This is a genomic window from Pseudomonas sp. P1_F7 (genome assembly GCF_056405655.1).
Genome location: NZ_JBFUBR010000004.1, coordinates 177073 through 200147, shown reverse-complemented (window position 1 = coordinate 200147; position 23075 = coordinate 177073). Strand labels below are relative to the sequence as shown.

Here is a 23075-nt window from a genome sequence, read left to right as displayed (position 1 = left end):
TTGACCACATCGGGCCTATACCCTTTTGGGATAAAGAAGCACTAAAGTGGGTCAAGCAAGGCCGTTGCCAACTGGGCTTCGAGCAACTGCTAACCGTCGATAGCCATCAAGCACATTTGAAGATGGTTCGCCATCTGACGGAAACCGCTCGTCCGGCCATCGTCATCGCAGGGAACGGAATGTGCAGCAGCGGTCGAATCGTCAATTATCTGATAGCCATGCTGCACGACCTGCGACACAATGTTCACTTCGTCGGTTACCGAGCCTAAGGCACACTGGGTCGGGCCATTCAAGCCTACGGCCAGCGCGGTGGTTACGTGGAACTGCACAAACAACGCTATGACATCCGAGCACAAGTCCATACCATAGGCGACTATTCGGCCCATGTGAACCATAAAGGCGTAGTGAATTAGGCAGTAAATACTCACTTTACTATTCTCTGATTGTTGGCTTTTCAGTGTTTTATTTTATTTTGTATATACAGAATTCCTTAAATCTTGAGAGCTTGAATTGATGATCTGGCTTGTTAATTTGCTATATTTTTTATTTTGTTTTTCGAAGTTTATTGTCAAGTGTAAGGCGGGCGAGTGAAGTGATTGCATATTTTTCAGTAAGCTTGGCGTTGTGGATTTTGTTTCTTATGTCTATAAGCTTGGGCCAGGACAGCCGGGATAGTCGGGCTCTGGATTTTTGTGCGTTGTTATTGTTTGTTTTGTTTTCGGGTCTCAGGTTTGAGACCGGTAATGATTGGCTTATATACAAGCAGGATTACGAGAGTATTGAGCTTTCTGATTTTTTTGCATTTGTTCATGAGTCGTCATTTGAGCCGCTATATTTGGCCGTTACATTTATATGCAGCCAGGTTGTAAGCTTTCAAGTGTTCTTATTTTTGGTGTCTGTTTTTAATGGCTTTATTCTTCACAGGTTTTGTAGGTTTTTTGGCGCCGGGTTTTCTGGTGTTGGAGCTATTTGTTTTTGTTGGACGTACTTGGCAACAAATATGGCGACGATAAGGTTTTCGCTTTCGATTTCATTGGTGTTACTTGCGGTGATGTTTTGGCTTGAAAAGGATAAGTTTAAATCTATATTTTACACTTGCTTGTCTGTTGGCTTTCATTCCTTCTCGCTTGTTTTTATGCCTTTATTGCTATTGTCGGGGGTTGAGTTAAAGGCGCGCATGGCTTTTCTGATTTTGTCAGCCGGCGTTGTGTTTGGTTTGAGCTTTAATTATTTGTTAGATTCGGGGCTATTTTCTTACATTCCTTTCTCTGAGAAATTGTTGTTTTATGCTGAAAGGTCTGTTCAATCTGATATGTCTATCGGCTCTTTGTTTTATGTGGCGTTAAATGGTTTTTTTATGATTTGCTTGTTTAGGGATCGATTTGAATCGCTGTTACTGAATCTTGCCAAGTGGAGTACGCTTATACTGCTTGCTCTTCAGGTTGGTATGTGGTTTTTACCTGTTTTTTGGAATAGATACCAAGTTGTCACGGTTTTAATTCAGGCTGTTTATATTTCGCTTAATTTTGTAAGGCGTGGGTTTATGTTGGAAACCTTGGTCCTCATGCTTATTTCGTTATCGGTTTTGGCGAAATTTTTGCTGGATCCTGCATTTGTCTCATATGTGCCCTATCAGAATGTGATTTCCGAAGCTTTGAGTGTTGATAGGGGAGATGGAGAGCGAAGATTTTATGAGGCTCTCGATGCTCATATAGATCGGAATGTCAAATGATAGTAGCAGGGAAGCAATGTAATTTGCATTTTTGTTCTAGATGGGGTCTTCATGATTAGTGTTTGTATTGCTAGGTATAATGGCAAAGATTCTATCTTGGATTAGCTTGATTCAATATTGAGGGAGATTCCTTTTGACGTCGGGTCGCATCATGACGTGCTGGCTCCTGAGAGAATTCGGGAGCACAGCATCGGAGATCAGATGACGGCTTTGAATGTGGGTTCATGGATCCCTTACGAAAGTCCAGTCATCCACTGTGATGAGGCTCGCGTCCAGGTACTCAAAGAACCGGATCGAGATCCGACCAGCCAGTCCTGGATGTGGGTGCAGGCCAGCGGCCCGCCGGATCGAAAAGTCGTGCTGTTCGACTACGCCTTCAGCCGTGCGCAGGAAGTGCCGTTGCGCTTGCTGGAAAGTTATCGCGGCTACGTGATAACCGACGATTACGCAGGTTATAACGCGTTGGCGTTGCAACCAGGGGTGGAACGCCTGGCGTGCATGGCCCATGTCCGGCGCAAGTTCGTCGATGCGCAAAAAATGCAACCCAAGGGCAAGACGGGGCGTGCCGATATCGCGCTGACCATGATTAACAAGTTGTATGGCATCAAGCGCGAACTCAAGGACGCCAGCGATGAACAGCGTTTTGTTGGCCGTCAGGAAAAGAGCTTGCCGATCCTGGGTCAGTTGAAAAGCTGGCTGGAGAAAACGCAACCACATGTGACGCCACATAGTGTGCTGGGCAAGGCCGTGAATTATCTGGCCAGCAACTGGAGCCGGCTGGAACGTTACGTGGAGGCCGGTTTTTTACCGATCGACAACAACTCCGCCGAACGAGCGATAAAGCCGTTCGTGATCGGGCGCAAGGCATGGCTGTTCAGCGATACGCCTGAAGGCGCTACGGCCAGTGCCCAGATCTACAGCTTGGTCGAGACCGCCAAGGTCAACGGCCAGGAACCCTATACGTGGCTGCGCCACGTACTGGAGCGACTGCCACATGCGCAGTCGGTGGCCGACTACGAAGCGCTACTGCCGTGGAACTGCTCACCGGAAATGCCACGGTAAACCAGAACCCCATCCTGAAGTAGGTGGGGTTTATGGATCGCGTACGAACTGCTCACCAGAAATGCCATGGGAGACGAGGAGCGCACCTGACGGTACGTGTGCTTTATGGATTGCATATGATTGTTTCGCATCCTGCAACAGACACATTTTTGACAAGATCTACCCATCGCCTAAGTTTGGAAGGCAGCTTCGGAAAAGCTGCTTTCTAAAACGATGTCATGGAGCTTCAATTATGCGTACTGGCTATTTCTACTCTCTGGTTTTTGCCCTGCTCACCAGCGCTTCTGTTGCCACAATTGCCGCACCTGCGGCGAAGCCCGAATCAGGCAACGCGCCTCTGGTGCTGGAGGTTTCCCCTAAGACACAGTCCGGCAAAGTCGATCTCAATGCAGCCGATGCCCCGACACTGCAGCGCGAGTTGACCGGTATCGGAGAGGCCAAAGCCAAGGCGATTGTTGCTTATCGTGAAAGTAATGGGCCATTTTCCTCCATAGACGAACTGCTGGAAGTGAAGGGGATAGGTAAAGCGATTCTGGACAAGAACCGCGAGAAGCTCCACGTGAACTAAGCTTGTATCTCAACGCCAGGGGCCGGTCATTGACCGGCCTTTTTGCTTTCTGGCGAAAGGGTCAGTGCAGCGCCTTTTATCGGTCAACAAAAAATTATGACTATCATATATTGTTTAAATTATGCCTATAATCCATTTGTAGTTCGCTAAAGCGTACAGGCATTCAGGCGCTCGTTTCCCCTAAACATCCCCAGGAGCATAGTCATGACTTCCACCCAGTCCCAAGGTACTGCCCTCGTTACCGGTGCATCTTCCGGTATCGGTGCGATTTACGCTGAGCGGTTGGCAGCGCGTGGTTTTGATTTGTTGTTGGTTGCTCGTGACGAGCGGCGGCTTGAGGCGGCCGCGACCAAATTGCGCGCCGAGCACGGTGTTCAGGTGGAAGTGCTCAAGGCAGATCTGACACAAAAGGATGATGTACTGAAGATCGAACAGCGTCTTCGCAGCGATTCGAGTATCAGCCTGTTGCTAAACAACGCCGGCGTCGCGGCGGATGGCTTGCTGGCGAATGCCGACATGGAGCAGCTGGAAAACCTGATTCAACTGAACGTCACCACGGTCACACGCCTGGCATCGGCGGCAGCCGCCAGTTTTGCCAAGGCAGGCCGGGGTTCTATCATCAATATAGCGTCGGTGGTGGCGTTGTTTCCCGAGCGCTTCAATGCGACCTACAGCGCCAGTAAAGCGTATGTGTTAAGCCTGACGCAGTCCTTGAATGCCGAACTGGATGGCTCCGGGGTCAAGGTTCAAGCTGTGTTGCCAGGCGTGACTCGCACCGAGATCTGGGAACGCTCCGGTATCGACGCTAGCCAGATTCCGGCGGACATGGTCATGGAAGCGGATGAAATGGTCGACGCGGCGCTCTCGGGTCTGGACCAAGGAGAGCTCATCACCATTCCTTCGTTGCCGGATGCCGGCGAGTGGGATGCTTTCGTTGCAGCGCGTCATGTCATGGCGCCGAATCTTTCCAAAAGTACGGCCGCCGCACGTTACAAATGAGGCGCCTTCCATCGGCTTGAGGTATTTGCGACATGAGTGATCGTCGAGTAGTTGTCACCGGCATGGGCCTGGTGTCTCCGCTGGGTAGCGGTGTTGAAGCTGTCTGGGAGCGTTTGCTGGCCGGGCGTTCCGGGCTGCGTAATTTACCTGAAGAGGTGGTTGCCGATCTGCCGGCCAAGGTTGGTGGCACGGTACTCACCGTGGCGGAAGATCCCGAGGCGGGTTTTGACCCGGATCGAGCAACGCCACCCAAAGAGCAGAAGAAGATGGACCGCTTCATTCTGTTTGCCATGGAGGCCGCACGGCAGGCGTTGGAGCAGGCCGGTTGGCAAGCGCTGGACCCGCAAGCCCAGGAACGCACGGCAACCATTATCGGTTCTGGGGTCGGTGGGTTCGGCGCGATTGCCGATGCGGTGCGCACCACTGACAGCCGTGGACCTCGGCGACTGTCGCCCTTCACTATTCCGTCGTTCCTGGTCAATCTCGCGGCGGGTCATGTGTCGATCCAGTACGGATTCAAAGGCCCGTTGGGTGCTCCGGTGACTGCGTGTGCGGCCGGGGTGCAAGCGATTGGAGATGCGGCGCGTCTGATTCGTTGCGGCGAAGCGGATATTGCCGTGTGTGGCGGCTCGGAGGCCGCGATCGATCGGGTCAGTCTTGCCGGGTTCGCGGCGGCGCGTGCCTTGTCCAGTGGTTACAACGAAACGCCTGAGCGGGCTTCTCGGCCGTTCGACAGTGATCGCGACGGCTTTGTGATGGGGGAGGGGGCGGGACTTCTGGTGATTGAATCCCTGGAGCATGCCTTGGCGCGCGGGGCTCAACCCTTAGCCGAGTTGGTCGGCTATGGCACCAGTGCTGACGCCTTTCACCTGACCGCAGGCCCCGAAGATGGCAGCGGTGCGCGCCGCGCGATGTCGCTGGCATTGGCGCAGGCTGGTATTTCAGCGGCTCAGGTGCAACATCTCAATGCGCACGCTACGTCGACTCCGGTTGGCGACCTCGGCGAGTTGGCCGCTATCAAGTCGTTGTTCGGTACAGACAACAAGGTGGCGGTGACGTCGACCAAATCGGCGACAGGGCATCTGCTCGGAGCGGCCGGCGGGATTGAGGCGATCTTCACGCTGTTGGCGATTCGTGATCAGATCGTGCCGGCCACACTGAATTTCGATAGTCCGGACCCGGCGGCGCAAGGCGTGGACATCGTCCACGGTCAGGCGCGGTCCATGGCTATCGAGTATGCGCTGTCCAACGGCTTCGGGTTCGGCGGAGTCAATGCCAGCGTATTGTTCAAGCGCTGGCAGGATTAGCCCTGGGGTTGTTTAAGAAACGCGCGCGTTACGTCGAGAATCCGCTGGGCCAGTTCCGGGTTTTCGACGCTACGCGAGAGCAGCAATGCGCCGACCAGTGCGGACATGATGACGATGCTCTGATCCGCGGCATCCTCGCCTTCAAGGGTGTCTTCTATTTGTTGGAGTCGTGCGTTCAACACTACGTCCGAGGTCGGACTTGGCTGCCCGCGCAAACCAAGTTCTGATGACATGGTTGGCAACGGGCAGCCTTCATGAGGTGAGGTCTGGTGCCATTCGGACAAATAAGCGTCGATGAAGGCATCCAGTGGGCGATCCTGGGCGAACAGCTCGGCACACACCGCTTCGACCTGATCGCCAGCCGCTTGCAACGCCTTTTCAACCAGTTCGTCTTTGGATTTGAAGTGCGAGTAAAAGCCTCCGTGGGTCAACCCCAGCGCTTTCATCAGCGGTTGCAAGCCAGTCGCCCCAATACCGTCCCGACGGAATCGCGCTGAAGCTTCCTTGATGATGCGCTTGTGGGTCTGGGCTTTATGGTCCTGCGAGTAACGCATCTGAAATCTCCGCAACAATGCGCCATCTTAACCAATGAAAATGGGATGGTGACTGTACTTCTACTTCTAAACAGCATGCAGATGCGTCTAACGGGGCTCTAAAAGCGTCAAAGACTTGTCAAAAATAATGACTACTCCTTTACCAAAGTTTATTGGGCAATCATAAGGCGAAGTACATCAGCAAGGGAAAGTCCTTGGTTGACATGACGCTGGTGGAGAAAAATCAGGTGTTTGCCTACAACGCCAGATAAACAAAACCCTGTCATTCACTGAGAATGACAGGGTTGTCGGGTTAGCGGTCCTTCGCTTCCTTGGCATCCATTTCCGCATTGCGTTCAGCGACGCGCTTACGTTGCTCATCGGTCAGTTCGACCTTGTTGGCGGTGTCGCGCAACATCATCAAACCGCCAACAATCGAGCCGATTGCAACGATCAGAATCAACCAGGCATACCAGGGCATAGGGCTCTCCTTGAGGGCAGGCCGATTGACGGAGTTCGCCAATCGATCGTGCATACCACTTTGAGCGATGGATTTTCGCAGTGGTTTCATTCTATGCCTTATAGGCCAAACGCACCTGAGCTGTTTATAGCCCGGTCAACATCGCGTCCGCCGGCGCATCCGCGCGCAACTGCGCGGTCAGCAGGAAGTACACGAAACCCACTGCCATGAAGCCGAGGAAGATCAGCCCGATCAAGGTGTTGAACCAGGCCATCGCCACCAGGCAGACCACTGCCAGCAGCAACGCGATCATCGGCACAAGCGGGTAGCATGGCGCACGGAACGTACGCTCCAGGTTCGGTTCGGTTTTACGCAGTTTGAACAGGCTGAGCATGCTCATGATGTACATCACGATGGCGCCGAACACTGCCATAGTGATCATTGCCGCTGTCAACGTCATACCGCCGAGGTTGATCAAGCCGTCACTGTAAATCGCCGCGATACCGATCACACCGCCAACGATGATTGCCCGGTGCGGCGTCTGGAAGCGCGACAGTTTGGCCAGGGAGGCCGGCAGATAACCGGCCCGGGCCAGCGCGAAGAACTGCCGCGAGTAGCCGAGAATAATCCCGTGGAAACTCGCCACCAGGCCGAACAGGCCGATCCACACCAGCATGTGCAGCCACCCGGAGCTTTCACCGACCACGGTTTTCATCGCTTGAGGCAGTGGGTCGTTGATGTTCGACAGGGTGCGCCAGTCGCCCACGCCGCCGGCAAAGAACATCACGCCCATGGCCAGCAATACCAGGGTTAGAATCCCGCTGATGTATGCTTTGGGAATCGTCCGTTTCGGGTCCTTGGCTTCTTCGGCGGCCATGGCGGCCCCTTCGATGGCGAGGAAGAACCAGATGGCGAACGGAATGGCCGCGAACATCCCGGCGATCGCCGGGGCACCGAATACATCGGAGCCGGCCCAGCCATTCAATGCGAAGTTGCTGAAGCTGAACGCTGGTGCAACCACGCCCATGAACACCAACAGTTCGGCCACGGCCAGTACGCAAACCACCAATTCGAACGTCGCTGCGAGTTTCACCCCGAGAATGTTCAGGCCCATGAACACGATGTAGGCACCGACTGCCGCGTGTTTTGGATCGAGAGCGGGAAACTGCACGTTCAGGTAAGCACCAATCGCCAGAGCAATCGCTGGCGGCGCGAAGACGAATTCGATCAGCGTCGCCAACCCGGCGATCAGCCCGCCTTTTTCGCCAAACGCGCGGCGACTGTAGGCAAAGGGACCACCGGCATGGGGAATCGCCGTGGTCAGTTCGGTGAAGCTGAAGATGAAGCAGGTGTACATGGTGGCGACCATCAACGAGGTCACCAGAAAACCCAGTGTGCCCGCGACGCCCCAGCCGTAACTCCAGCCGAAATACTCACCGGAAATCACTAGCCCGACGGCAATGCCCCACAGGTGCAACGTGCCGAGTGTGGGTTTGAGTTGTGTGTTCATGCAGTTGCTCCCTGAACGGTTTGGAATGCTCGAGAGGAGGGCGTCTGCAGTGGGCGTGCCAGTGTTGTGATAGCAGTCGTAAAGCGTAAAAACACGTCGTATCGGGGATGTTTGGTGCTGGATGCACGCATTTTGGTGCTTCAGCAGGGGGCATGGGTGCCAGTAATGCCGCGAAGAGGCCCGTCCAGACACCGCTGTAACCCCAGCATAAACCCACTCTTTACGCTTTCTTTATGCCCCGCGCGCACCCTCGATCTCGTTCCTTTACAGCCTCCTTTCCGACAATGACTCCACACGCGGCAATACGCCGTAACACGGAGAACTTCCATGAGCGTTCTGGACGGGGTGTCGCTGCTGCTGGCAGTGGGGCTGTTCATTTATCTGTTGGTTGCGCTGTTGCGCGCGGACCGGAACTAGGAGCGGCTATGCACAGTTATGACTATTGGCTGATCCTTGGTTTTTTCGCCCTGGTATTGGTCCCGGCGCCGTTTCTCGGGCGCTTCTACTACAAGGTAATGGAAGGTCAGCGCACGTGGCTGTCGCCGGTCCTCGGGCCGGTCGAACGTGGCTGTTACCGGCTGGCTGGGGTTGACCCGCAAACTGAACAGAGCTGGCAGAAATACGCCTTGGCCTTGCTCGCCTTCAATCTCGCGGGTTTCCTGCTGCTGTTCTCGATCCTGTTGCTCCAGGGCCACTTGCCGCTGAACCCTCAAAACCTGCCGGGCCAGGAGTGGACGCTGGCGTTCAACACTGCCGTCAGCTTCATGACCAACACCAACTGGCAGGCCTACAGCGGCGAAGCGTCCTTGAGCGATCTGAGCCAGATGGTCGGCCTCACCGTGCAGAACTTCGTCAGTGCCGCCACCGGCCTGGCCGTACTGGTTGCGCTGTGCCGCGGCATCGCTCGCAAATCCACTGCATCGCTTGGCAACTTCTGGGTCGACATGACCCGCGCCACCCTCTACGGCTTGCTGCCGCTGTGCCTGCTGCTGGCACTGTATCTGGTCTGGCAGGGCGTGCCGCAAACCTTCGCGCAGTACGTGAATGCGGTGACGATGCAGGGAGTTGACCAAGTGATCCCGCTGGGACCGGCTGCCAGTCAGATTGCGATCAAGCAATTGGGCACCAACGGTGGCGGTTTCTTCGGCGTGAACTCGGCGCATCCGTTCGAGAACCCGACGGCATGGAGCAACCTGTTCGAAATGGCGTCGATCATTCTGATCCCCGTCGCGCTGGTATTCACCTTCGGCCATTACGTGAAGGACCTGCGCCAGAGCCGCGCGATCATCGCCTGCATGCTGGCGCTGTTCCTGATCGGCGGCGCCACCTCGCTGTGGGCTGAATACCAACCGAACCCGGCATTGAACAACATCGCTGTCGAACAGACCGCGCCGCTGGAAGGCAAGGAAGCGCGCCTGGGCACCACTGCCACGGTGTTGTGGTCGGTAACCACCACGGCCGCGTCCAACGGTTCGGTCAACGGTATGCACGACAGCCTCAACCCGCTGAGCGGCATGGTGGCGCTGGTCAACATGATGGTCGGCGAAGTGATCTTCGGTGGCGTTGGCGCCGGGCTCTACGGCATGTTGCTCAACGTGCTGATCGCGGTGTTCCTCGCCGGCCTGATGATCGGTCGTACTCCGGAATACCTCGGCAAGAAACTGCAGGCCAGGGAAGTGCAACTGCTGGTGGTGACCCTGATGGTCATGCCGATTGGCGTACTGGTGCTCGGTGCGATCGCCGCCAGCCTGCCAGGCCCGGTGGCCGCGGTGAGCAACCCTGGGCCTCACGGATTCAGTCAGTTGCTCTACGCCTACACCTCGGCCAGTGCCAACAACGGTTCCGCCTTCGCGGGCTTCGGCGCCAACACCCCCTTCCACAACCTGATGCTGGGCTTGGGCATGTTGATTGGTCGCTTCGGTTACATCCTCCCGGTTCTGGCGTTGGCCGGCAGCCTGGCGATGAAGAAAACCGCGCCGATCGGGCAGAACAGCTTCCCGACTCACGGCCCGCTGTTCGTGACTCTGCTGACCGTGACCATTTTGCTGGTGGGCGGCCTGACCTTCCTGCCGACCCTGGCGCTGGGCCCGATTGCTGAATATCTGAGTATGGGCTTCTGAGGACTAATTGATGAATATGCCCGTAATTAAACCGGCCACCGTAAAGGCACCGGAACAACCGAAAACCGCGATCTCGGCCCTGTGGCGTCCGGCGCTGGTGCAAGCCTTCGTCAAGCTCGACCCACGGCAGTTGCAACGTGCGCCGGTGATGCTGGTGGTCGAACTGACCGCGATCCTGACCACCGTGTTGTGCTTTATTCCCGACACGGCAGTACCGACCTTCGTCGCCGCGCAAATCGCTGTGTGGCTGTGGTTTACCGTGCTGTTCGCCAACTTCGCCGAAGCCCTGGCCGAAGGTCGCGGCAAGGCCCGCGCCGACAGCCTCAAGGCAGGTAGCGAAGGCCTCAGCGCCCGGCGCAAAACCAGCAACGGCACGTTCCAGGTGGTGCCGGCCACCAGCCTGCGCAAAGGGGATGTGGTGCGCGTCGAAGCGGGGGAGATGATCCCCGGTGACGGCGAAGTGATCGAAGGCATCGCGGCGGTTAACGAAGCGGCGATTACCGGTGAGTCGGCCCCCGTGATTCGCGAGTCCGGCGGCGACCGCTCAGCCGTCACCGGCAATACAAGGCTGGTGTCCGACTGGCTGCTGGTGAAAATCACCGCCAACCCTGGCGAGTCGACTCTGGACCGCATGATCGCCCTGGTCGAAGGTGCCAAACGCCAGAAAACTCCAAACGAAGTGGCGCTCGACATCCTGCTGATCGGCCTGACCCTGATCTTCCTGCTGGTCGTGGTGACCCTGCAACCGTTCGCCCACTTCGCCAATGGCAGCCTGCCGCTGGTGTTCCTGGTGGCGCTGTTGGTTACGTTGATTCCGACCACCATCGGCGGTTTGCTGTCGGCCATCGGTATCGCCGGGATGGATCGCCTGGTGCGCCTGAACGTGATCGCCAAATCCGGTCGTGCGGTGGAAGCGGCGGGGGACGTGCACGTTCTGCTGCTGGACAAGACCGGTACCATCACCTTCGGTAACCGTCGTTGCTCGGCGGTGTATGCCGCGCCTGGCGTGACAACCAGGGAACTGGCCGAGGGCGCTTTGCTGGCTTCGCTGGCCGACGACACAGCTGAAGGCAAGTCGATCGTCGAGTACCTGCGCGGCACTCATCCGCAACCGGAACCGTCCGCTGACGTGCTGACAGCCGTGCCATTCAGCGCCGAAACCCGCTTGTCCGGTGTCGACTATCAGGGGCGCGTGTACCGCAAAGGCGCGGTGGATTCGTTGCTGGCGTTCGTCGGCCTCAAGCGTGCTGATCTGGCTGCACCGTTGTCCCGAGAAATCGACAAGATCGCCCAAAGCGGCGGCACCCCGTTGCTGGTGTGTGCCGACGGCAAGTTGCTCGGTGCGATCCACCTCAAGGACGTGGTCAAGCCCGGTATCCGCGAGCGTTTCGCCGAGCTGCGCAAGCTGGGAATCCGCACCGTCATGGTCACCGGCGACAACCCGTTGACCGCCGCTGCCATCGCCGCTGAAGCGGGGGTGGACGATGTGCTGGCCGAAGCCACGCCGGAGAAAAAACTGGCGCGCATTCGTCACGAGCAAAACGACGGTCGTCTGGTCGCCATGTGCGGCGACGGCGCCAACGACGCCCCAGCCCTGGCCCAGGCCGACGTCGGCATGGCAATGAACGACGGCACGCAAGCGGCGCGCGAAGCGGCCAACATGGTCGACCTCGACAGCGACCCGACCAAGCTGCTGGACGTGGTGCATATCGGCAAGGAATTGCTGGTCACCCGCGGTGCGCTGACGACCTTTTCCATCGCCAACGACGTGGCCAAGTACTTCGCGATCCTGCCGGCGCTGTTCGCCGCGATCTACCCGCAACTGGGTGTGCTCAACGTGATGCACCTGAGCAGCCCGCAGAGCGCCATTCTCTCGGCGATCGTGTTCAACGCCCTGATCATTGTGGTGCTGATTCCGCTGGCGCTGCGCGGTGTGCGGGTTCATGCGGCGAGTGCAGCGGCGTTGTTGCGACGTAATCTGCTGATCTATGGCCTGGGCGGGATTCTGGTGCCGTTCGTGGGCATCAAGGCGATCGACATGCTGTTGACGGCGTTGCATCTGGTTTGACCTGACACCCCCACTGTAGGAGCGAGCTTGCTCGCGATGGTGGTTAACGATAACGCGCCCTTTCTGACAAAACGCGGCGCCTTCAGATCCATTGCGAGCAAACTCGCTCCCACAGGTTTTTCCCGTGAATTCGAGGATTGTGAAATGTCCACATTGATACGTCCGGCCCTGAGCCTGCTGGTCCTGATGACGCTGATCACCGGCGTCGCTTATCCACTGGTGGTCACCGGCGTGGCCCAGGTCGCGTTCCCTGATCAAGCCAACGGCAGCCTGGTGCGTGATGCCGAGGGCAAGGTCCGTGGCTCCTCGCTGATCGCCCAGGATTTCGTTGGCGACGCCTGGTTCCACCCGCGTCCTTCGGCCGGTGCCTTTGCCACCGTGTCGAGCAGTGCCAGCAACCTGTCGCCGAGCAACCCGGCGCTGGCCACGCGGGTGATCGACGATGCCAACAAACTGCTGGTGCCTGGCCAGGGGCCGGTGCCATTGGCGCTGGTCACGACGTCCGGCAGCGGTCTCGATCCGCACTTGCCACCGGCGGCGATTGCCTATCAACTGGCGCGTGTCGCAACGGCGCGCAACCTGCCAGTAGCGACACTGCAGCAACTGCTGGATGCCCACATCGAGCAGCCACTGGTAGGCCCGCCGGTGGTGAACGTGCTTGAGTTGAATCGGGCGCTGGAAAACCTGTAGATCAAAAGATCGCAGGCTTCGCCAGCTCCTACAGGATGTACGCCATCTGGCGTAGGAGCTGCCGCAGGCTGCGATCTTTTAATGCCACACCCAACTATCAAGTCAAACAAGGCAATGAAAATGAGCAACTCCGGCCGCGCCGACGCGCTGTTAGCAGACCTGCCCCGCGATGGCCGTGGCCGGCTCAAGGTGTTTCTCGGCGCCGCGCCGGGTGTCGGCAAGACCTACGCCATGCTGCAAGCGGCCCACACCCAGTTACGCCAAGGGGTGAAGGTCATCGCCGGCGTCGTCGAAACCCACGGCCGGGCCGAAACCGAAGCATTGCTCGGCGGCTTGTCGCAGCAGCCATTGGTACGCTCCGAGTACCGTGGTGTGTTGCTCGAAGAAATGGATCTCGACGGTCTGCTCCTTGCCAAACCGAAACTAGTGCTGGTCGACGAACTGGCGCACACCAATGCCCCCGGCAGCCGTCACGAAAAGCGCTGGCAAGACATTCAGGAACTTCTCGCCGCCGGCATTGACGTGTACACCACGGTCAACGTCCAGCATCTGGAAAGCCTCAACGATCAGGTGCGCGGCATCACCGGCGTGCAGGTCCGCGAAACCCTGCCGGACTGGGTGCTGCAGGAAGCCTACGAACTGCTGCTGATCGACTTGCCGCCACGGGAACTGCTGGAGCGGTTGCGCGATGGCAAGGTCTATGTGCCGGAGCAGGCGCGGGCGGCCATCGACGCGTTCTTTTCCCAGACCAACCTCACGGCCCTGCGCGAACTGGCGATGCAAACCGCGGCGGCTCAGGTCGATAACGATCTGGCCCAGGGGTATCGTCAGTTGGGTCAAGCCGCGCCGGCTGTGCGCGGGCGCTTGCTGGTAGGGGTCGACGGCGATGCCCAGGCTGAACGCCTGGTGCGGCATGCCAGCCGCGTGGCCCAGCGGCGGCACCTGCCCTGGAGCCTGGTGCACGTGGACAACGGCAGCGTGCGTGACGAACAGTCGCGCCTGCGCCTGCAAAGCGCCCAGCAACTGGCCGAGCGCCTGGGCGGCGAAGTGGTGTTGCTGCGCGCCGGTGAAGTGGCGAAGACCCTGATCCAGCATGCCGCCGAACGCCGCGCCAGCCTGGTGTTGGTCGGCCAGTCCCGGCCACGTTTGCGCCGACGTCTGTTCGGAGGCGGGTTGGCGGCGCGACTGCTGCGTAATGCACGCGGGCTGGAGATCAACGTTCTCGACAGCGATCACCAACAGCATCAACCTCATCAGCGGTCGATGCAGTCACTGGTCTGGTTCGACTACGCATTGGCCGTGGTCGCGACGGTACTGGCCAGCGCCCTGGCCTGGGCCGTGGCGAGTGTTCTGCCGTTGCCAAACATCTCGCTGGTGTTCCTCGCCGCCGTGTTGCTGGTGGCGGTGCGCAGCAGTCTCGGGCCGGCGCTGGCCTGTGCTGCGCTGTCGTTTCTGACCTACGACTTCCTGTTCATTCCACCGAATTTCTCTTTCAGTATCCAGCGCGAAGAAGACGTGCTGACCTTGCTGTTTTTCTTGCTGATGGCGGCCCTCACCGGCAACCTCGCCGCGCGCCAGCGCAGGCAATTGCAGGCACTGCGCGATACCCAGGAAGAGACCACCGAATTGCTCGACCTGTCGCGCAAACTCACCGCCGCCACCGACCGTCAGGCCGTGGTCAGCGCGGCCGCCCAACACCTCAACGGTTGGAGCGATGTGCAACTGTGCCTGCTCAATCGCGATGGGCAAAACGGCTGGAAAGTCGAAACCGGTGGCCCGCTCGAGTTCACCGAAGCCGAACGCGCCGCCGCCGATTGGGCCTGGCAGCACGACCAACCGGCAGGTGCGGGCACCGGCACCTTGCCGTTCGGCCGCTGGTGGTGGTGGCCGTTATCGGTGGAGAACGGCCCGCTGGCGTTGCTCGGTGTATGCGCCAAAGAAGGCCAGACGTTGGGCGGCCAGCGCCGTCGCTTGTTGACCGCACTGAGCCAACCGCTGGCCCAGGCGCTGGCCCGGGCGCAACTGGCTGATGATCTGGAAGCAGCGCGGCTGCACGGCGAAACCGAGCAACTGCGCAGTGCCTTGCTGGCATCGGTGTCCCACGATTTGCGCACACCGCTGACGTCCATGCGTGGCAGTATTGACAGCCTGCTGGCCCTGGGTGAAGCGATCCCGCTGGAGGATCGACGTGAACTGCTCGAAGGCACCCGCGATGAAGCCGAACGTCTCGACCGCTACATCCAAAACCTGCTCGACATGACACGCCTCGGCCACGGCGCACTGAAGCTGGCGCGGGACTGGGTGTCGCCGGCCGATATCGTCGGCAGTGCGCTCAATCGCTTGCGCGCGGTACTCGCGTCGCTGCAGGTCAGCACCGAAGTACCGGCGCAATTGCCGCTGCTGTTCGTCCATGCCGCGCTGATCGAACAGGCACTGATCAACGTGCTGGAAAACGCCGCGCGGTTTTCGCCGCCCCACGGGCGCTTGCAATTGCGCGCCGGGGCCGATGACAGTGAGCTGTTTTTCTCGGTCAGCGATGAGGGGCCGGGGATTCCGGAAGAGGAACGGGCGAAGATTTTCGACATGTTCTACACCGCGGCGCGGGGTGATCGTGGCGGGCAGGGTACCGGGCTGGGGCTGGCGATTTGTCAGGGCATGGTCGGTGCTCATGGCGGGCGCATCAGCGTCGCCGACGGCATCGAGGGGCGCGGCACCTGCATCACGCTGCACCTGCCGCTACAGGCTCAGCCGGGATACGAGAGTGAAGCCTGATCGTGCTTGCGTTACTCTCTTGCCACTTCTTTGCGTTGATGTGAATTCATGAGCCAGACCGCGACCATTTTGGTCATCGACGACGAACCGCAGATCCGCAAATTCCTGCGCATCAGCCTCGCTTCCCAGGGCTACAAAGTGCTGGAGGCGGGTACCGGCAGTGAAGGATTGGCGCAAGCCGCGTTGAACAAACCGGATTTGCTGGTGCTCGACCTCGGCTTGCCGGACATGGACGGCCAACAGGTATTGCGCGATTTTCGCGAGTGGTCGACGGCACCGGTATTGGTGCTCTCGGTGCGCGCCGGTGAAGGGCAGAAAGTCGAGGCCCTGGATGGCGGCGCCAATGATTACGTGACCAAGCCGTTCGGCATTCAGGAATTCCTGGCGCGGATTCGTGCGTTGTTGCGCCAGGCGCCCGCAGGCGAGGTCCAACAAGCGGCGCTGACCTTCGGTCCGTTGACGGTCGACCTGGCGTATCGCCGGGTGCTGCTCGACGGTATCGAAGTCGCGCTGACCCGTAAGGAATACGCTGTGCTGGCGCAACTGGCGCGGCATCCCGGGCGGGTGATCACCCAGCAGCAATTGCTCAAGGACATCTGGGGGCCGACTCACACCGAAGATACTCATTACCTGCGCATCGTGGTCGGGCACTTGCGCCAGAAACTCGCGGATGATCCGACCCAACCCAGGTTTATCGTGACCGAGGCAGGGGTGGGGTATCGGTTGTTGAGTGAGTAGTTTTGAAATTTTGTTGTGACTGATCTGGCCCCATCGCGAGCAGGCTCGCTCCCACATGGGATCCTGGTCAGACACACATTTTGTGAACGCTAAAGGCTCACTGTGGGAGCGAGCTTGCTCGCGATGAGGCCCTTACATTCAATCGAGAACTTTCAGACGTTCAATTCTGCTCATTCTCATACCGGTCCAGCGTATCCCGCGCAATCTCCCGTCCCAGCGCGATCAGCTCCGGCGCCTTGTAGAACTCGAAAAACCGACATACGCGTTTGGGCACGTTGATCAGGATGTCAGGCGGATACCCGGCAATCTTGTATTGCGCCAGCGACGTCTGCATCACCTCGAAACTCTGGTTGATCAAATCCAGCAAGGACGCCGGTCCGACATTGTCGATGATGAACGAACCGGTGGCGGAGCGAGGGGCGCCACTGGCTTGGGGAGCGGCCGCGGGTTGCTGTGCCTCGGGCTCGGCGGATTCGATCCACGGATTGAAGTCTGCACCTTCGGCCTTCAAGGCTTCCTGTTCCAGAACCAACAATTGTTCAGCCTGTTTGCGCCGGAACGGCAACTTAGAGCCGACGGAGTTGATCAGGCTGTCGAAGCGGGTCTTGAAGGCGGCGGGACGCTGGATGACCGGCAATTGATAGTGGCGCTGGTTGGTGGAGTTGAGGTTGACCGCGATGATCAAATCGCAATGGCTCGACACTACAGGCACGATCGGTAGCGGGTTGAGAATGCCGCCATCCACCAGCATGCGGTTGCCCTGCATCACCGGGGTAAACAGGCTGGGAATCGCTGCCGAGGCGCGCATGGCCTGATGCAGGCAACCTTCCTGGAACCAGATTTCCTGCTGGTTGGTCAGGTCGGTGGCAACGGCGGTGTAGGGGATACGCAAATCTTCGATGTTGATCTCGCCGACGATCTTGCGGATCTGCCCGAAGACTTTCTCGCCACGAATCGCCCCCAGACGAAAACTGACGTCCACCAGACGCAACACGTCGAGATAATCCAGGCTCTCGATCCAGTCGCGGTAATCATTGAGTTTGCCGGCGGCGTAGATCCCGCCCACCACCGCGCCCATGGAGCAACCGGCGATACAGGCAATGTCATAGCCGCGCCGTTCGATCTCTTCGATGACCCCAATATGTGCATAACCCCGGGCTCCACCCGAGCCCAATACCAGTGCGACACGCTTTTTCATGGATCGCCCTCGCTTGAATGATTCAACAATGCACCCATCGAGGGGCATGCTTCAATCGCCATGGTCGTTCGATGGGGCAAGAGCGTCGTATTTTCGACACTCCATGGCGGCACATGGTTATTCTCGTCAGCGCTATAGTTTGCATAGCGGACCAACGGCACTTTTCAGGTGCCACACCGTCTTACCTGCACGACTGTTGACCTATCTTTGAGGAGTGAGTGATGAAAGCCTGGATCTGCGTGCCATTGATTGCCCTGGCGCTCGCCGGTTGTGCCGGCAAAACCGCTTATCGCGACAGTTGCGGTAGTAACCTGGATGCTGCATGGCATGAGCTGGACCTGGCCAAGGCCGAAGGTTTCGCCGGGACCGTCAGCTACTCCAAAGCCTTGTCGCTGTTGACCGCGGCCAAGACCCAGCAGCAGTTCGAGGGGTTTGAAGGGTGCAGCCACAAGGCCGAGAAGGCCCGTTTCTATATTCGTGAGTCGCGCGCGGGGCGTTGAAGGCAAAAAGTAGCTGCAGGCTCTAAGCTACGAGCTGCAAGACTCATCGGGCTTGCAGCTCGTAGCTTGCAGCCTGGCGCTGTTTACGGAGTAAACCCCCATGATCGATCGGTTGGTGGCTCGTGTTCTGGGCCTGGATATTCGTCTGCTGGCCTGTCAGGCCCGCTTGAAAGAGCGTACTGACCCTGAAGCGTTACACGATCTGCGCACAACCATGCGTCGGTTGCGCAGCCTGTTGCGACCCTTGCGCGGTCTGCCCGGTGTCGAGCAACTGGAAGCGGCCGCCTCCCGGGTGGGCGATCTGACCACGCCATTACGTGATCGCGAAGTGCTGGCGGCTTACCTGCTCCAGCACCATCAACCCCAAGCCGCACAGCGACGCATGGCGCAAATGGCTGAGGCCTATCCGGCGGTGGCGGCCAGCCCTGAACTTGCGCAAATGCTGATCGTCCTCGATGCGTTTCCGCGTTTTCTGCGCGCCGCCCAGCGCCAGGGATTGCTCAAGGGCTTGCGCAAGCGCATCGAAAAACGTCTGGGCAAACAGTGGAAAAAACTCGACGAGGCACTGCACGACCCGGCCCACGACCGTCATCGGCTGCGGCTGCTGATCAAGCGTGTGCGCTATGGCATCGACGCTTACCCCGAACTGGATCGTTTGCCGAAAGCGGCCATGCCCCGGTTGAAATCGGCCCAGGGCGTGCTGGGCGACTGGCATGATTGCGTGCAATGGCTGGCCATGGCTGAGCGGGAAGCGGATTTGCAGCCCTGTGTTGCGGTCTGGACAGCCACCATAGCCGAGGCTGAACAGCGTGCGGACCGGGTGCTGGAAAAACTCAGTCGCGATTGCTTCAAATCCTGATATCACCCCAGCTCCCACAGGGTTATGTGTACGGCACGAGACCTGTGCGGCTCTTCTGTCAGTACTTTTGGCCGGAATGGGTGCTGTATAGCCTTCGCTGGCTGGTTAAGATCCCTTCGTCTTTTTCCGACCCCAGAGGTTTTCATGCGTTTTTCCGAACTGCTCGACGCTGTCCGCAGCCATCCGCGGGAGCTGTCTATCCCGGCCTCCTGGGCCCAGGGGCGCGCCAGTTTCGGTGGCCTGGTGGCCGCTTTGCAGTACGAAGCCATGCGTGCCCGGGTGCCGGCGGATCGTCCGGTGCGCTCGTTGGCAATCACCTTTGTCGGCCCGGTTGAACCCGAGGTTCCGGTCAGTTTTGAAGTCGACGTGCTGCGCGAAGGCAAGGCGGTCAGCCAGGTGTTGGGCCGGGTGATGCAGAAGGGTCAGGTGGTGACGTTGATCCAGGGTAGTTTTGGCGCCTCACGCCCCTCGGAAGTGGCGGTGACCGCTGAACCGGCACCTGAAATGAAGCACTGGGACGAGTGCCAGGAACTGCCTTTTGTCGAAGGCGTCATTCCGGAATTCATGCGGCATCTGGCGATGCGCTGGAGTGTCGGCGGGCTGCCGTTCAGCGGCAGCACATCCCGGCAAATGGGCGGCTGGGTGCGCTTGCGCGGCGACGTGAAAGAAGAGGCCATCAGCGAGGCGCATATCCTGGCGCTGGTGGACGCCTGGCCGCCGGCCCTGATGCCGTTTTTGAAGAAGCCGGCGATGGGCAGCACGCTGACCTGGACCATCGAGTTCGTGCAGCCGCTGCTGGAGCTGAACACCCTGGACTGGTGCAAATACCTTGTCGAAACCGAGTACGCCGCCGATGGCTACGGGCATGCTGCCGCGAAAATGTGGAGCGCGGATGGCCGCTTGATCGCCATGAGCCGGCAAACGGTGACGGTGTTCGCCTGATCAGTGACGGCGGTGGCGCTCACGCCAGGCGCGCCACCAGCCACCGCTGAGGAAGAACCGCGGAAACGTCAGGAACTGCTCGACCAACAAGCGCGATATCGCATCCTTGCGATCACTGAAGGGTTCGGAGGCTTGCGTCTCCAGGCTGTGGCCGTGGCGTTGCAAGGCCAGCGCCGCAATCACACCGATCACGCCGATGGCGATGTTCGCCAGGCTCAGGCTGAACACCCCAGACACGATCAGCAGAAACGCCACGATGAACAGCGGCACCGCGATCAGGTGCAACACCAGATTGGTCGGGTGCTGATGATTGTTCGGGTACGCTCGCCATTGCCAGGCGGGAAGGTTGGGGTGACGTTTGCCCATGATGCTGATCCTCGATCCATGTTGAACACATGTGTTGAAGAATAGGCCGGCTCAGCACGGGCGGCGAATCAAGGCTGGCTATTGGATTGATAGGTGTCATGGTCTGGATTGATGTTGCCGGTTCCGACCTCAAAGTTTCAGCTGACCGATAGCCTTGCTCAACTCCCCTGCCAGCGCCGCCAATTCATTGCTGGTGATCGCCGAAGTCACCGTCTGCTGCACGGTGTTCTCGGTCACGTCACGGATGCTCACCACCGCCCGGTTCATCTCTTCCGCCGCCTGGCTCTGCTGCTCGGCTGCCACCGCGATCTGCGTGTTGCTTTCACGCATCTGCGCCACCGCGCCGGTGATCTCGGCTAATGCCGCGCCGGCCTCTTGCGCCTGTTGTACGCAGTCGTCGGCCTTGAACGAGCTCTCTTGCATGAAATCCACGGCGTCGCGCGTGCCGGCCTGCAACGCCGACACCATGACGGTGATTTCATCCGTGGAGGCCTGCACGCGTTTGGCGAGGTTGCGCACTTCATCGGCAACCACTGCAAACCCGCGCCCCATCTCGCCAGCCCGGGCCGCTTCGATGGCGGCGTTCAATGCCAGCAGGTTGGTCTGCTCGGCGATGCTGTGAATCACGTTGACCACGCCGTTGATCTTCTGGCTGTCTTCGGCCAGGCGTTGAATCATCTCGGCGGTCTGCTGGACGCCGGTGGACAGTCCGGCAATTGACCGCTGCACCCGCGTCACGACCTCCTGGCCGCTGCCGGCCAGGGTATCGGCCGATTGCGAAAGGTCACGGGTGGCACCCGCGTGTTGGGCGATGTGATAGACCGTGGCGGTCATTTCGTTGATCGCCGTGGCGGCCTGATCGGTTTCGCTTTGCTGGCCGAGCATGCCGTGGCGCACTTCATTCATGCTGGCCGCCAGTCGCGCGGCGCCGACGTCCAGTTGCCGGGCGGTGCTGGCGACGGTGTTGACCACCCGTTGATATCCAGCCTGCATGGCGTTGAAGGCGTTGGCCATTTGCCCGACTTCGTCGCTGCAAGCCAATGGCACGCGGGCCGACAGGTCGCCGGTTTTCTCCACGTGCAGCATCACGTCTTTCAAGGTGTTGAGCTGGCTGAGCAGGAAGCGGATCAATAGCTGTGATGCGCCGAGCATTGCCAGCATCAGGATGCACACGGCCACCGCGTAATTGGCAAAACGCTCGCCGAACACCTGGCTCAGGCTTGGACCGTGGGCACTCACAGCGACCTGCTGGCCGTCGGCACGCGAGAACACTTCGGCCCCCATCAACGGATTGTCACCGAACAGCGGCATCGGGTTGATCTCGACCCAGCCGTTTGCATGGGTGAGTTCGGGCACGGATTGTCCATTCAGCGACGGCGCCTGTCCGCGATTGTACGTCAGCAGGTTTACGGCCTTGGGCAGCGGCTGCCCTGCGGGCCAGGCTTCGAGCAGTCGCGCCTGGGCCTGGGCCGAAGCCTGGGCGGCATGACTGCGGGCCTGCTGTTCAAGCTGCACCGCGTACAGCACCAGCAGCAGCGTGGTGACGAAGGCGACGGCATTGACCGCCCAGAATTTGTATTTCAGCGAAATATTGCTAAGCCAGGCACCCATGGAGGTCTTCTCTGATAGCGGAAACAGTTTTGGCAAGGTGCCATTATTGTGCCGCTATGCAGGAATTCGAATCTTGATGCAGGTCAATGTGGGAGCCGGGTTTACTCGGGAATCGAAGGCAGCCTATAAAACGCCCGCGCACAGGCTGTGGTGTGCGCCGCCAGTTCTTCCTGGCTTTCTCCGCGATGCAGCGCCACTTCGCGCAATACTTCGGTCAGGTACGCCGGCTCGTTTCGCCCGTTTTTCGGCTTGGGGCGCAGGCTGCGCGGCAACAGATACGGCGCATCGCTTTCGAGCATCAGGCGTCCGCACTTGATCTCCTTGACCAGCGGATGCAAATGCGTGCCCCGGCGCTCGTCGCAGATCCAGCCGGTAATGCCGATGTGCAGATCCAGGTCGAGATAGCTGAACAGTGCCTTCTGTTCGCCAGTGAAGCAGTGCACCACGGCAGCCGGCAATCGGTCGCGGAAGTCACGCAGGATTTCCAGCAAGCGCTGGCTGGCGTCGCGTTCGTGCAGAAAAACCGGCAGCTGCAATTCAACGGCCATGGCCAGATGTTCTTCGAGGACCTTTTCCTGCTGCGGACGCGGCGAGAAATCACGGTTGAAGTCCAGCCCGCATTCACCCACGGCCACCACATTCGGTTCGTTGAGCAAGCTGCGCAATCGTCGGGCGCTGTCGGCGTTCCAGTCGCTGGCGCAGTGAGGGTGGATACCGGCGGTGGCGAACAGGCGCTGAGCGCTTTCGTCCAGTTGTTGGCACAACTCAAGGGCCTGTTCGCTGCCCTCGATACTGGTACCCGTCAGCACCAGTTGGCATACGCCGGCTGCGTAGGCACGGTCGAGTACGGCCTGGTGTTTGTCGGCAAAACTGGCGTTGGTCAGGTTGACGCCGATATCGATGAGTTGCATGGTGCTACCTCGGCCCAAAGGCCGGAAAGCATATCAGAGCCGTGGATTTATAAGAAAAGCCAAGAACTACAACGGGTTAACGCTGTCTCTTGAGCCGCGGGCCAGACCGGGTTGGTAGTTTTGCCATCA

Annotated in this window: 20 protein-coding genes and 2 pseudogenes; 15 read left to right on the top strand and 7 right to left on the bottom strand. The window is 59.0% G+C overall.

Annotation, left to right across the window (positions count from 1 at the left end; all coding sequences use genetic code 11):
• Window positions 1-20 precede the first annotated feature (20 nt).
• The 6 genes and pseudogenes from AC1D1M_RS07190 to fabF form a co-directional block, all read left to right on the top strand.
• Window positions 21-407, top strand: a pseudogene (locus tag AC1D1M_RS07190) (MBL fold metallo-hydrolase); the annotation flags it as partial.
• A gap of 233 nt (window positions 408-640) precedes the next feature.
• Window positions 641-1732, top strand: coding sequence for an EpsG family protein (locus AC1D1M_RS07185; RefSeq protein ID WP_477775092.1), 1092 nt, complete (start codon window positions 641-643; stop codon window positions 1730-1732).
• A 237-nt stretch (window positions 1733-1969) separates the two neighbouring features.
• Window positions 1970-2794 (top strand): annotated as a pseudogene (gene tnpC, locus AC1D1M_RS07180) (IS66 family transposase); the annotation flags it as partial.
• 232 nt (window positions 2795-3026) lie between these two features.
• Entirely contained in the window at window positions 3027-3362 is a 336-nt protein-coding gene (locus AC1D1M_RS07175; protein WP_150753925.1) for a ComEA family DNA-binding protein, read from the top strand.
• A 204-nt stretch (window positions 3363-3566) separates the two neighbouring features.
• Window positions 3567-4361, top strand: a complete 795-nt coding sequence (locus AC1D1M_RS07170) for an SDR family NAD(P)-dependent oxidoreductase (RefSeq protein WP_477775091.1) — start codon at window positions 3567-3569, stop codon at window positions 4359-4361.
• Window positions 4362-4393: 32 nt separating this feature from the next.
• On the top strand, window positions 4394-5668 hold the full coding sequence (gene fabF, locus AC1D1M_RS07165; RefSeq protein WP_477775090.1) for a beta-ketoacyl-ACP synthase II: 1275 nt from the start codon (window positions 4394-4396) through the stop codon (window positions 5666-5668).
• On the opposite strand, the gene AC1D1M_RS07160 is transcribed toward fabF, so the two are convergent.
• The 3 genes from AC1D1M_RS07160 to eat form a co-directional block, all read right to left on the bottom strand.
• Entirely contained in the window at window positions 5665-6222 is a 558-nt protein-coding gene (locus AC1D1M_RS07160) for a TetR/AcrR family transcriptional regulator (RefSeq protein ID WP_477775089.1), read from the bottom strand. The two genes, fabF and AC1D1M_RS07160, sit on opposite strands and share 4 nt — an antisense overlap.
• Window positions 6223-6514: 292 nt before the next feature.
• Window positions 6515-6682 carry a DUF2897 family protein gene (locus tag AC1D1M_RS07155; RefSeq protein WP_003183831.1) on the bottom strand — a complete coding sequence of 56 codons (168 nt, stop codon included), beginning with the start codon at window positions 6680-6682 and terminating at the stop codon, window positions 6515-6517.
• 124 nt (window positions 6683-6806) lie between these two features.
• Window positions 6807-8171, bottom strand: coding sequence for an ethanolamine permease (gene eat / locus AC1D1M_RS07150; RefSeq protein WP_477775088.1), 1365 nt, complete (start codon window positions 8169-8171; stop codon window positions 6807-6809).
• Between the two features lie 327 nt (window positions 8172-8498).
• Here eat and kdpF point away from each other — a divergent pair, with 327 nt between their 5' ends.
• The 6 genes from kdpF (at window position 8499) to AC1D1M_RS07120 (ending at window position 16559) form a co-directional block, all read left to right on the top strand.
• Complete coding sequence (kdpF, locus tag AC1D1M_RS07145; RefSeq protein ID WP_007899818.1) at window positions 8499-8588, top strand: K(+)-transporting ATPase subunit F; 90 nt, start codon at window positions 8499-8501, stop codon at window positions 8586-8588.
• An 8-nt stretch (window positions 8589-8596) separates the two neighbouring features.
• The gene (gene kdpA, locus AC1D1M_RS07140) at window positions 8597-10291 is read left to right on the top strand and encodes a potassium-transporting ATPase subunit KdpA (protein WP_477775087.1); all 1695 of its coding nucleotides are present in this window, start codon (window positions 8597-8599) and stop codon (window positions 10289-10291) included.
• 10 nt (window positions 10292-10301) lie between these two features.
• The gene (gene kdpB, locus AC1D1M_RS07135; RefSeq protein ID WP_477775086.1) at window positions 10302-12359 is read left to right on the top strand and encodes a potassium-transporting ATPase subunit KdpB; all 2058 of its coding nucleotides are present in this window, start codon (window positions 10302-10304) and stop codon (window positions 12357-12359) included.
• 144 nt (window positions 12360-12503) lie between these two features.
• Complete coding sequence (gene kdpC / locus AC1D1M_RS07130; RefSeq protein WP_477775085.1) at window positions 12504-13049, top strand: potassium-transporting ATPase subunit KdpC; 546 nt, start codon at window positions 12504-12506, stop codon at window positions 13047-13049.
• A gap of 120 nt (window positions 13050-13169) precedes the next feature.
• Window positions 13170-15821: a DUF4118 domain-containing protein gene (locus tag AC1D1M_RS07125; protein WP_477775084.1), complete on the top strand. Its 2652-nt coding sequence runs from the start codon at window positions 13170-13172 to the stop codon at window positions 15819-15821.
• Between the two features lie 48 nt (window positions 15822-15869).
• Window positions 15870-16559 (top strand): response regulator, encoded by a 690-nt coding sequence (locus AC1D1M_RS07120; protein WP_477775083.1) that lies wholly within the window; start codon window positions 15870-15872, stop codon window positions 16557-16559.
• Window positions 16560-16719: 160 nt separating this feature from the next.
• Here AC1D1M_RS07120 and AC1D1M_RS07115 read toward each other — a convergent pair whose 3' ends face one another.
• Window positions 16720-17757: a patatin-like phospholipase family protein gene (locus AC1D1M_RS07115; RefSeq protein WP_223543552.1), complete on the bottom strand. Its 1038-nt coding sequence runs from the start codon at window positions 17755-17757 to the stop codon at window positions 16720-16722.
• Window positions 17758-17978: 221 nt separating this feature from the next.
• Between AC1D1M_RS07115 and AC1D1M_RS07110 the strand changes: the two genes are divergently transcribed.
• From AC1D1M_RS07110 to AC1D1M_RS07100, 3 genes are all read left to right on the top strand, one after another.
• Window positions 17979-18257 carry a hypothetical protein gene (locus AC1D1M_RS07110; RefSeq protein ID WP_007991739.1) on the top strand — a complete coding sequence of 93 codons (279 nt, stop codon included), beginning with the start codon at window positions 17979-17981 and terminating at the stop codon, window positions 18255-18257.
• Window positions 18258-18357: 100 nt separating this feature from the next.
• The gene (locus AC1D1M_RS07105; protein ID WP_477775082.1) at window positions 18358-19116 is read left to right on the top strand and encodes a CHAD domain-containing protein; all 759 of its coding nucleotides are present in this window, start codon (window positions 18358-18360) and stop codon (window positions 19114-19116) included.
• Window positions 19117-19260: 144 nt separating this feature from the next.
• A complete protein-coding gene (locus AC1D1M_RS07100) occupies window positions 19261-20058 on the top strand; it encodes an acyl-CoA thioesterase (RefSeq protein ID WP_477775081.1) in 798 nt (265 codons plus the stop codon).
• Here AC1D1M_RS07100 and AC1D1M_RS07095 read toward each other — a convergent pair whose 3' ends face one another.
• From AC1D1M_RS07095 to AC1D1M_RS07085, 3 genes are all read right to left on the bottom strand, one after another.
• Complete coding sequence (locus AC1D1M_RS07095; RefSeq protein WP_477775080.1) at window positions 20059-20424, bottom strand: terminase; 366 nt, start codon at window positions 20422-20424, stop codon at window positions 20059-20061.
• Between the two features lie 129 nt (window positions 20425-20553).
• Window positions 20554-22035 (bottom strand): methyl-accepting chemotaxis protein, encoded by a 1482-nt coding sequence (locus tag AC1D1M_RS07090; RefSeq protein WP_477775079.1) that lies wholly within the window; start codon window positions 22033-22035, stop codon window positions 20554-20556.
• 101 nt (window positions 22036-22136) lie between these two features.
• Window positions 22137-22946, bottom strand: a complete 810-nt coding sequence (locus tag AC1D1M_RS07085) for a TatD family hydrolase (protein ID WP_477775078.1) — start codon at window positions 22944-22946, stop codon at window positions 22137-22139.
• Between the last annotated feature and the right edge of the window lie 129 nt (window positions 22947-23075).

Coding starts and splice junctions, on each gene's coding strand:
- AC1D1M_RS07185 (WP_477775092.1), top strand. CDS start 641: ATGTCTATAAGCTTGGGCCAGGACAGCCGGGATAGTCGGGCTCTGGAT.
- AC1D1M_RS07175 (WP_150753925.1), top strand. CDS start 3,027: ATGCGTACTGGCTATTTCTACTCTCTGGTTTTTGCCCTGCTCACCAGC.
- AC1D1M_RS07170 (WP_477775091.1), top strand. CDS start 3,567: ATGACTTCCACCCAGTCCCAAGGTACTGCCCTCGTTACCGGTGCATCT.
- fabF (WP_477775090.1), top strand. CDS start 4,394: ATGAGTGATCGTCGAGTAGTTGTCACCGGCATGGGCCTGGTGTCTCCG.
- AC1D1M_RS07160 (WP_477775089.1), bottom strand. CDS start 6,222: ATGCGTTACTCGCAGGACCATAAAGCCCAGACCCACAAGCGCATCATC.
- AC1D1M_RS07155 (WP_003183831.1), bottom strand. CDS start 6,682: ATGCCCTGGTATGCCTGGTTGATTCTGATCGTTGCAATCGGCTCGATT.
- eat (WP_477775088.1), bottom strand. CDS start 8,171: ATGAACACACAACTCAAACCCACACTCGGCACGTTGCACCTGTGGGGC.
- kdpF (WP_007899818.1), top strand. CDS start 8,499: ATGAGCGTTCTGGACGGGGTGTCGCTGCTGCTGGCAGTGGGGCTGTTC.
- kdpA (WP_477775087.1), top strand. CDS start 8,597: ATGCACAGTTATGACTATTGGCTGATCCTTGGTTTTTTCGCCCTGGTA.
- kdpB (WP_477775086.1), top strand. CDS start 10,302: ATGAATATGCCCGTAATTAAACCGGCCACCGTAAAGGCACCGGAACAA.
- kdpC (WP_477775085.1), top strand. CDS start 12,504: ATGTCCACATTGATACGTCCGGCCCTGAGCCTGCTGGTCCTGATGACG.
- AC1D1M_RS07125 (WP_477775084.1), top strand. CDS start 13,170: ATGAGCAACTCCGGCCGCGCCGACGCGCTGTTAGCAGACCTGCCCCGC.
- AC1D1M_RS07120 (WP_477775083.1), top strand. CDS start 15,870: ATGAGCCAGACCGCGACCATTTTGGTCATCGACGACGAACCGCAGATC.
- AC1D1M_RS07115 (WP_223543552.1), bottom strand. CDS start 17,757: ATGAAAAAGCGTGTCGCACTGGTATTGGGCTCGGGTGGAGCCCGGGGT.
- AC1D1M_RS07110 (WP_007991739.1), top strand. CDS start 17,979: ATGAAAGCCTGGATCTGCGTGCCATTGATTGCCCTGGCGCTCGCCGGT.
- AC1D1M_RS07105 (WP_477775082.1), top strand. CDS start 18,358: ATGATCGATCGGTTGGTGGCTCGTGTTCTGGGCCTGGATATTCGTCTG.
- AC1D1M_RS07100 (WP_477775081.1), top strand. CDS start 19,261: ATGCGTTTTTCCGAACTGCTCGACGCTGTCCGCAGCCATCCGCGGGAG.
- AC1D1M_RS07095 (WP_477775080.1), bottom strand. CDS start 20,424: ATGGGCAAACGTCACCCCAACCTTCCCGCCTGGCAATGGCGAGCGTAC.
- AC1D1M_RS07090 (WP_477775079.1), bottom strand. CDS start 22,035: ATGGGTGCCTGGCTTAGCAATATTTCGCTGAAATACAAATTCTGGGCG.
- AC1D1M_RS07085 (WP_477775078.1), bottom strand. CDS start 22,946: ATGCAACTCATCGATATCGGCGTCAACCTGACCAACGCCAGTTTTGCC.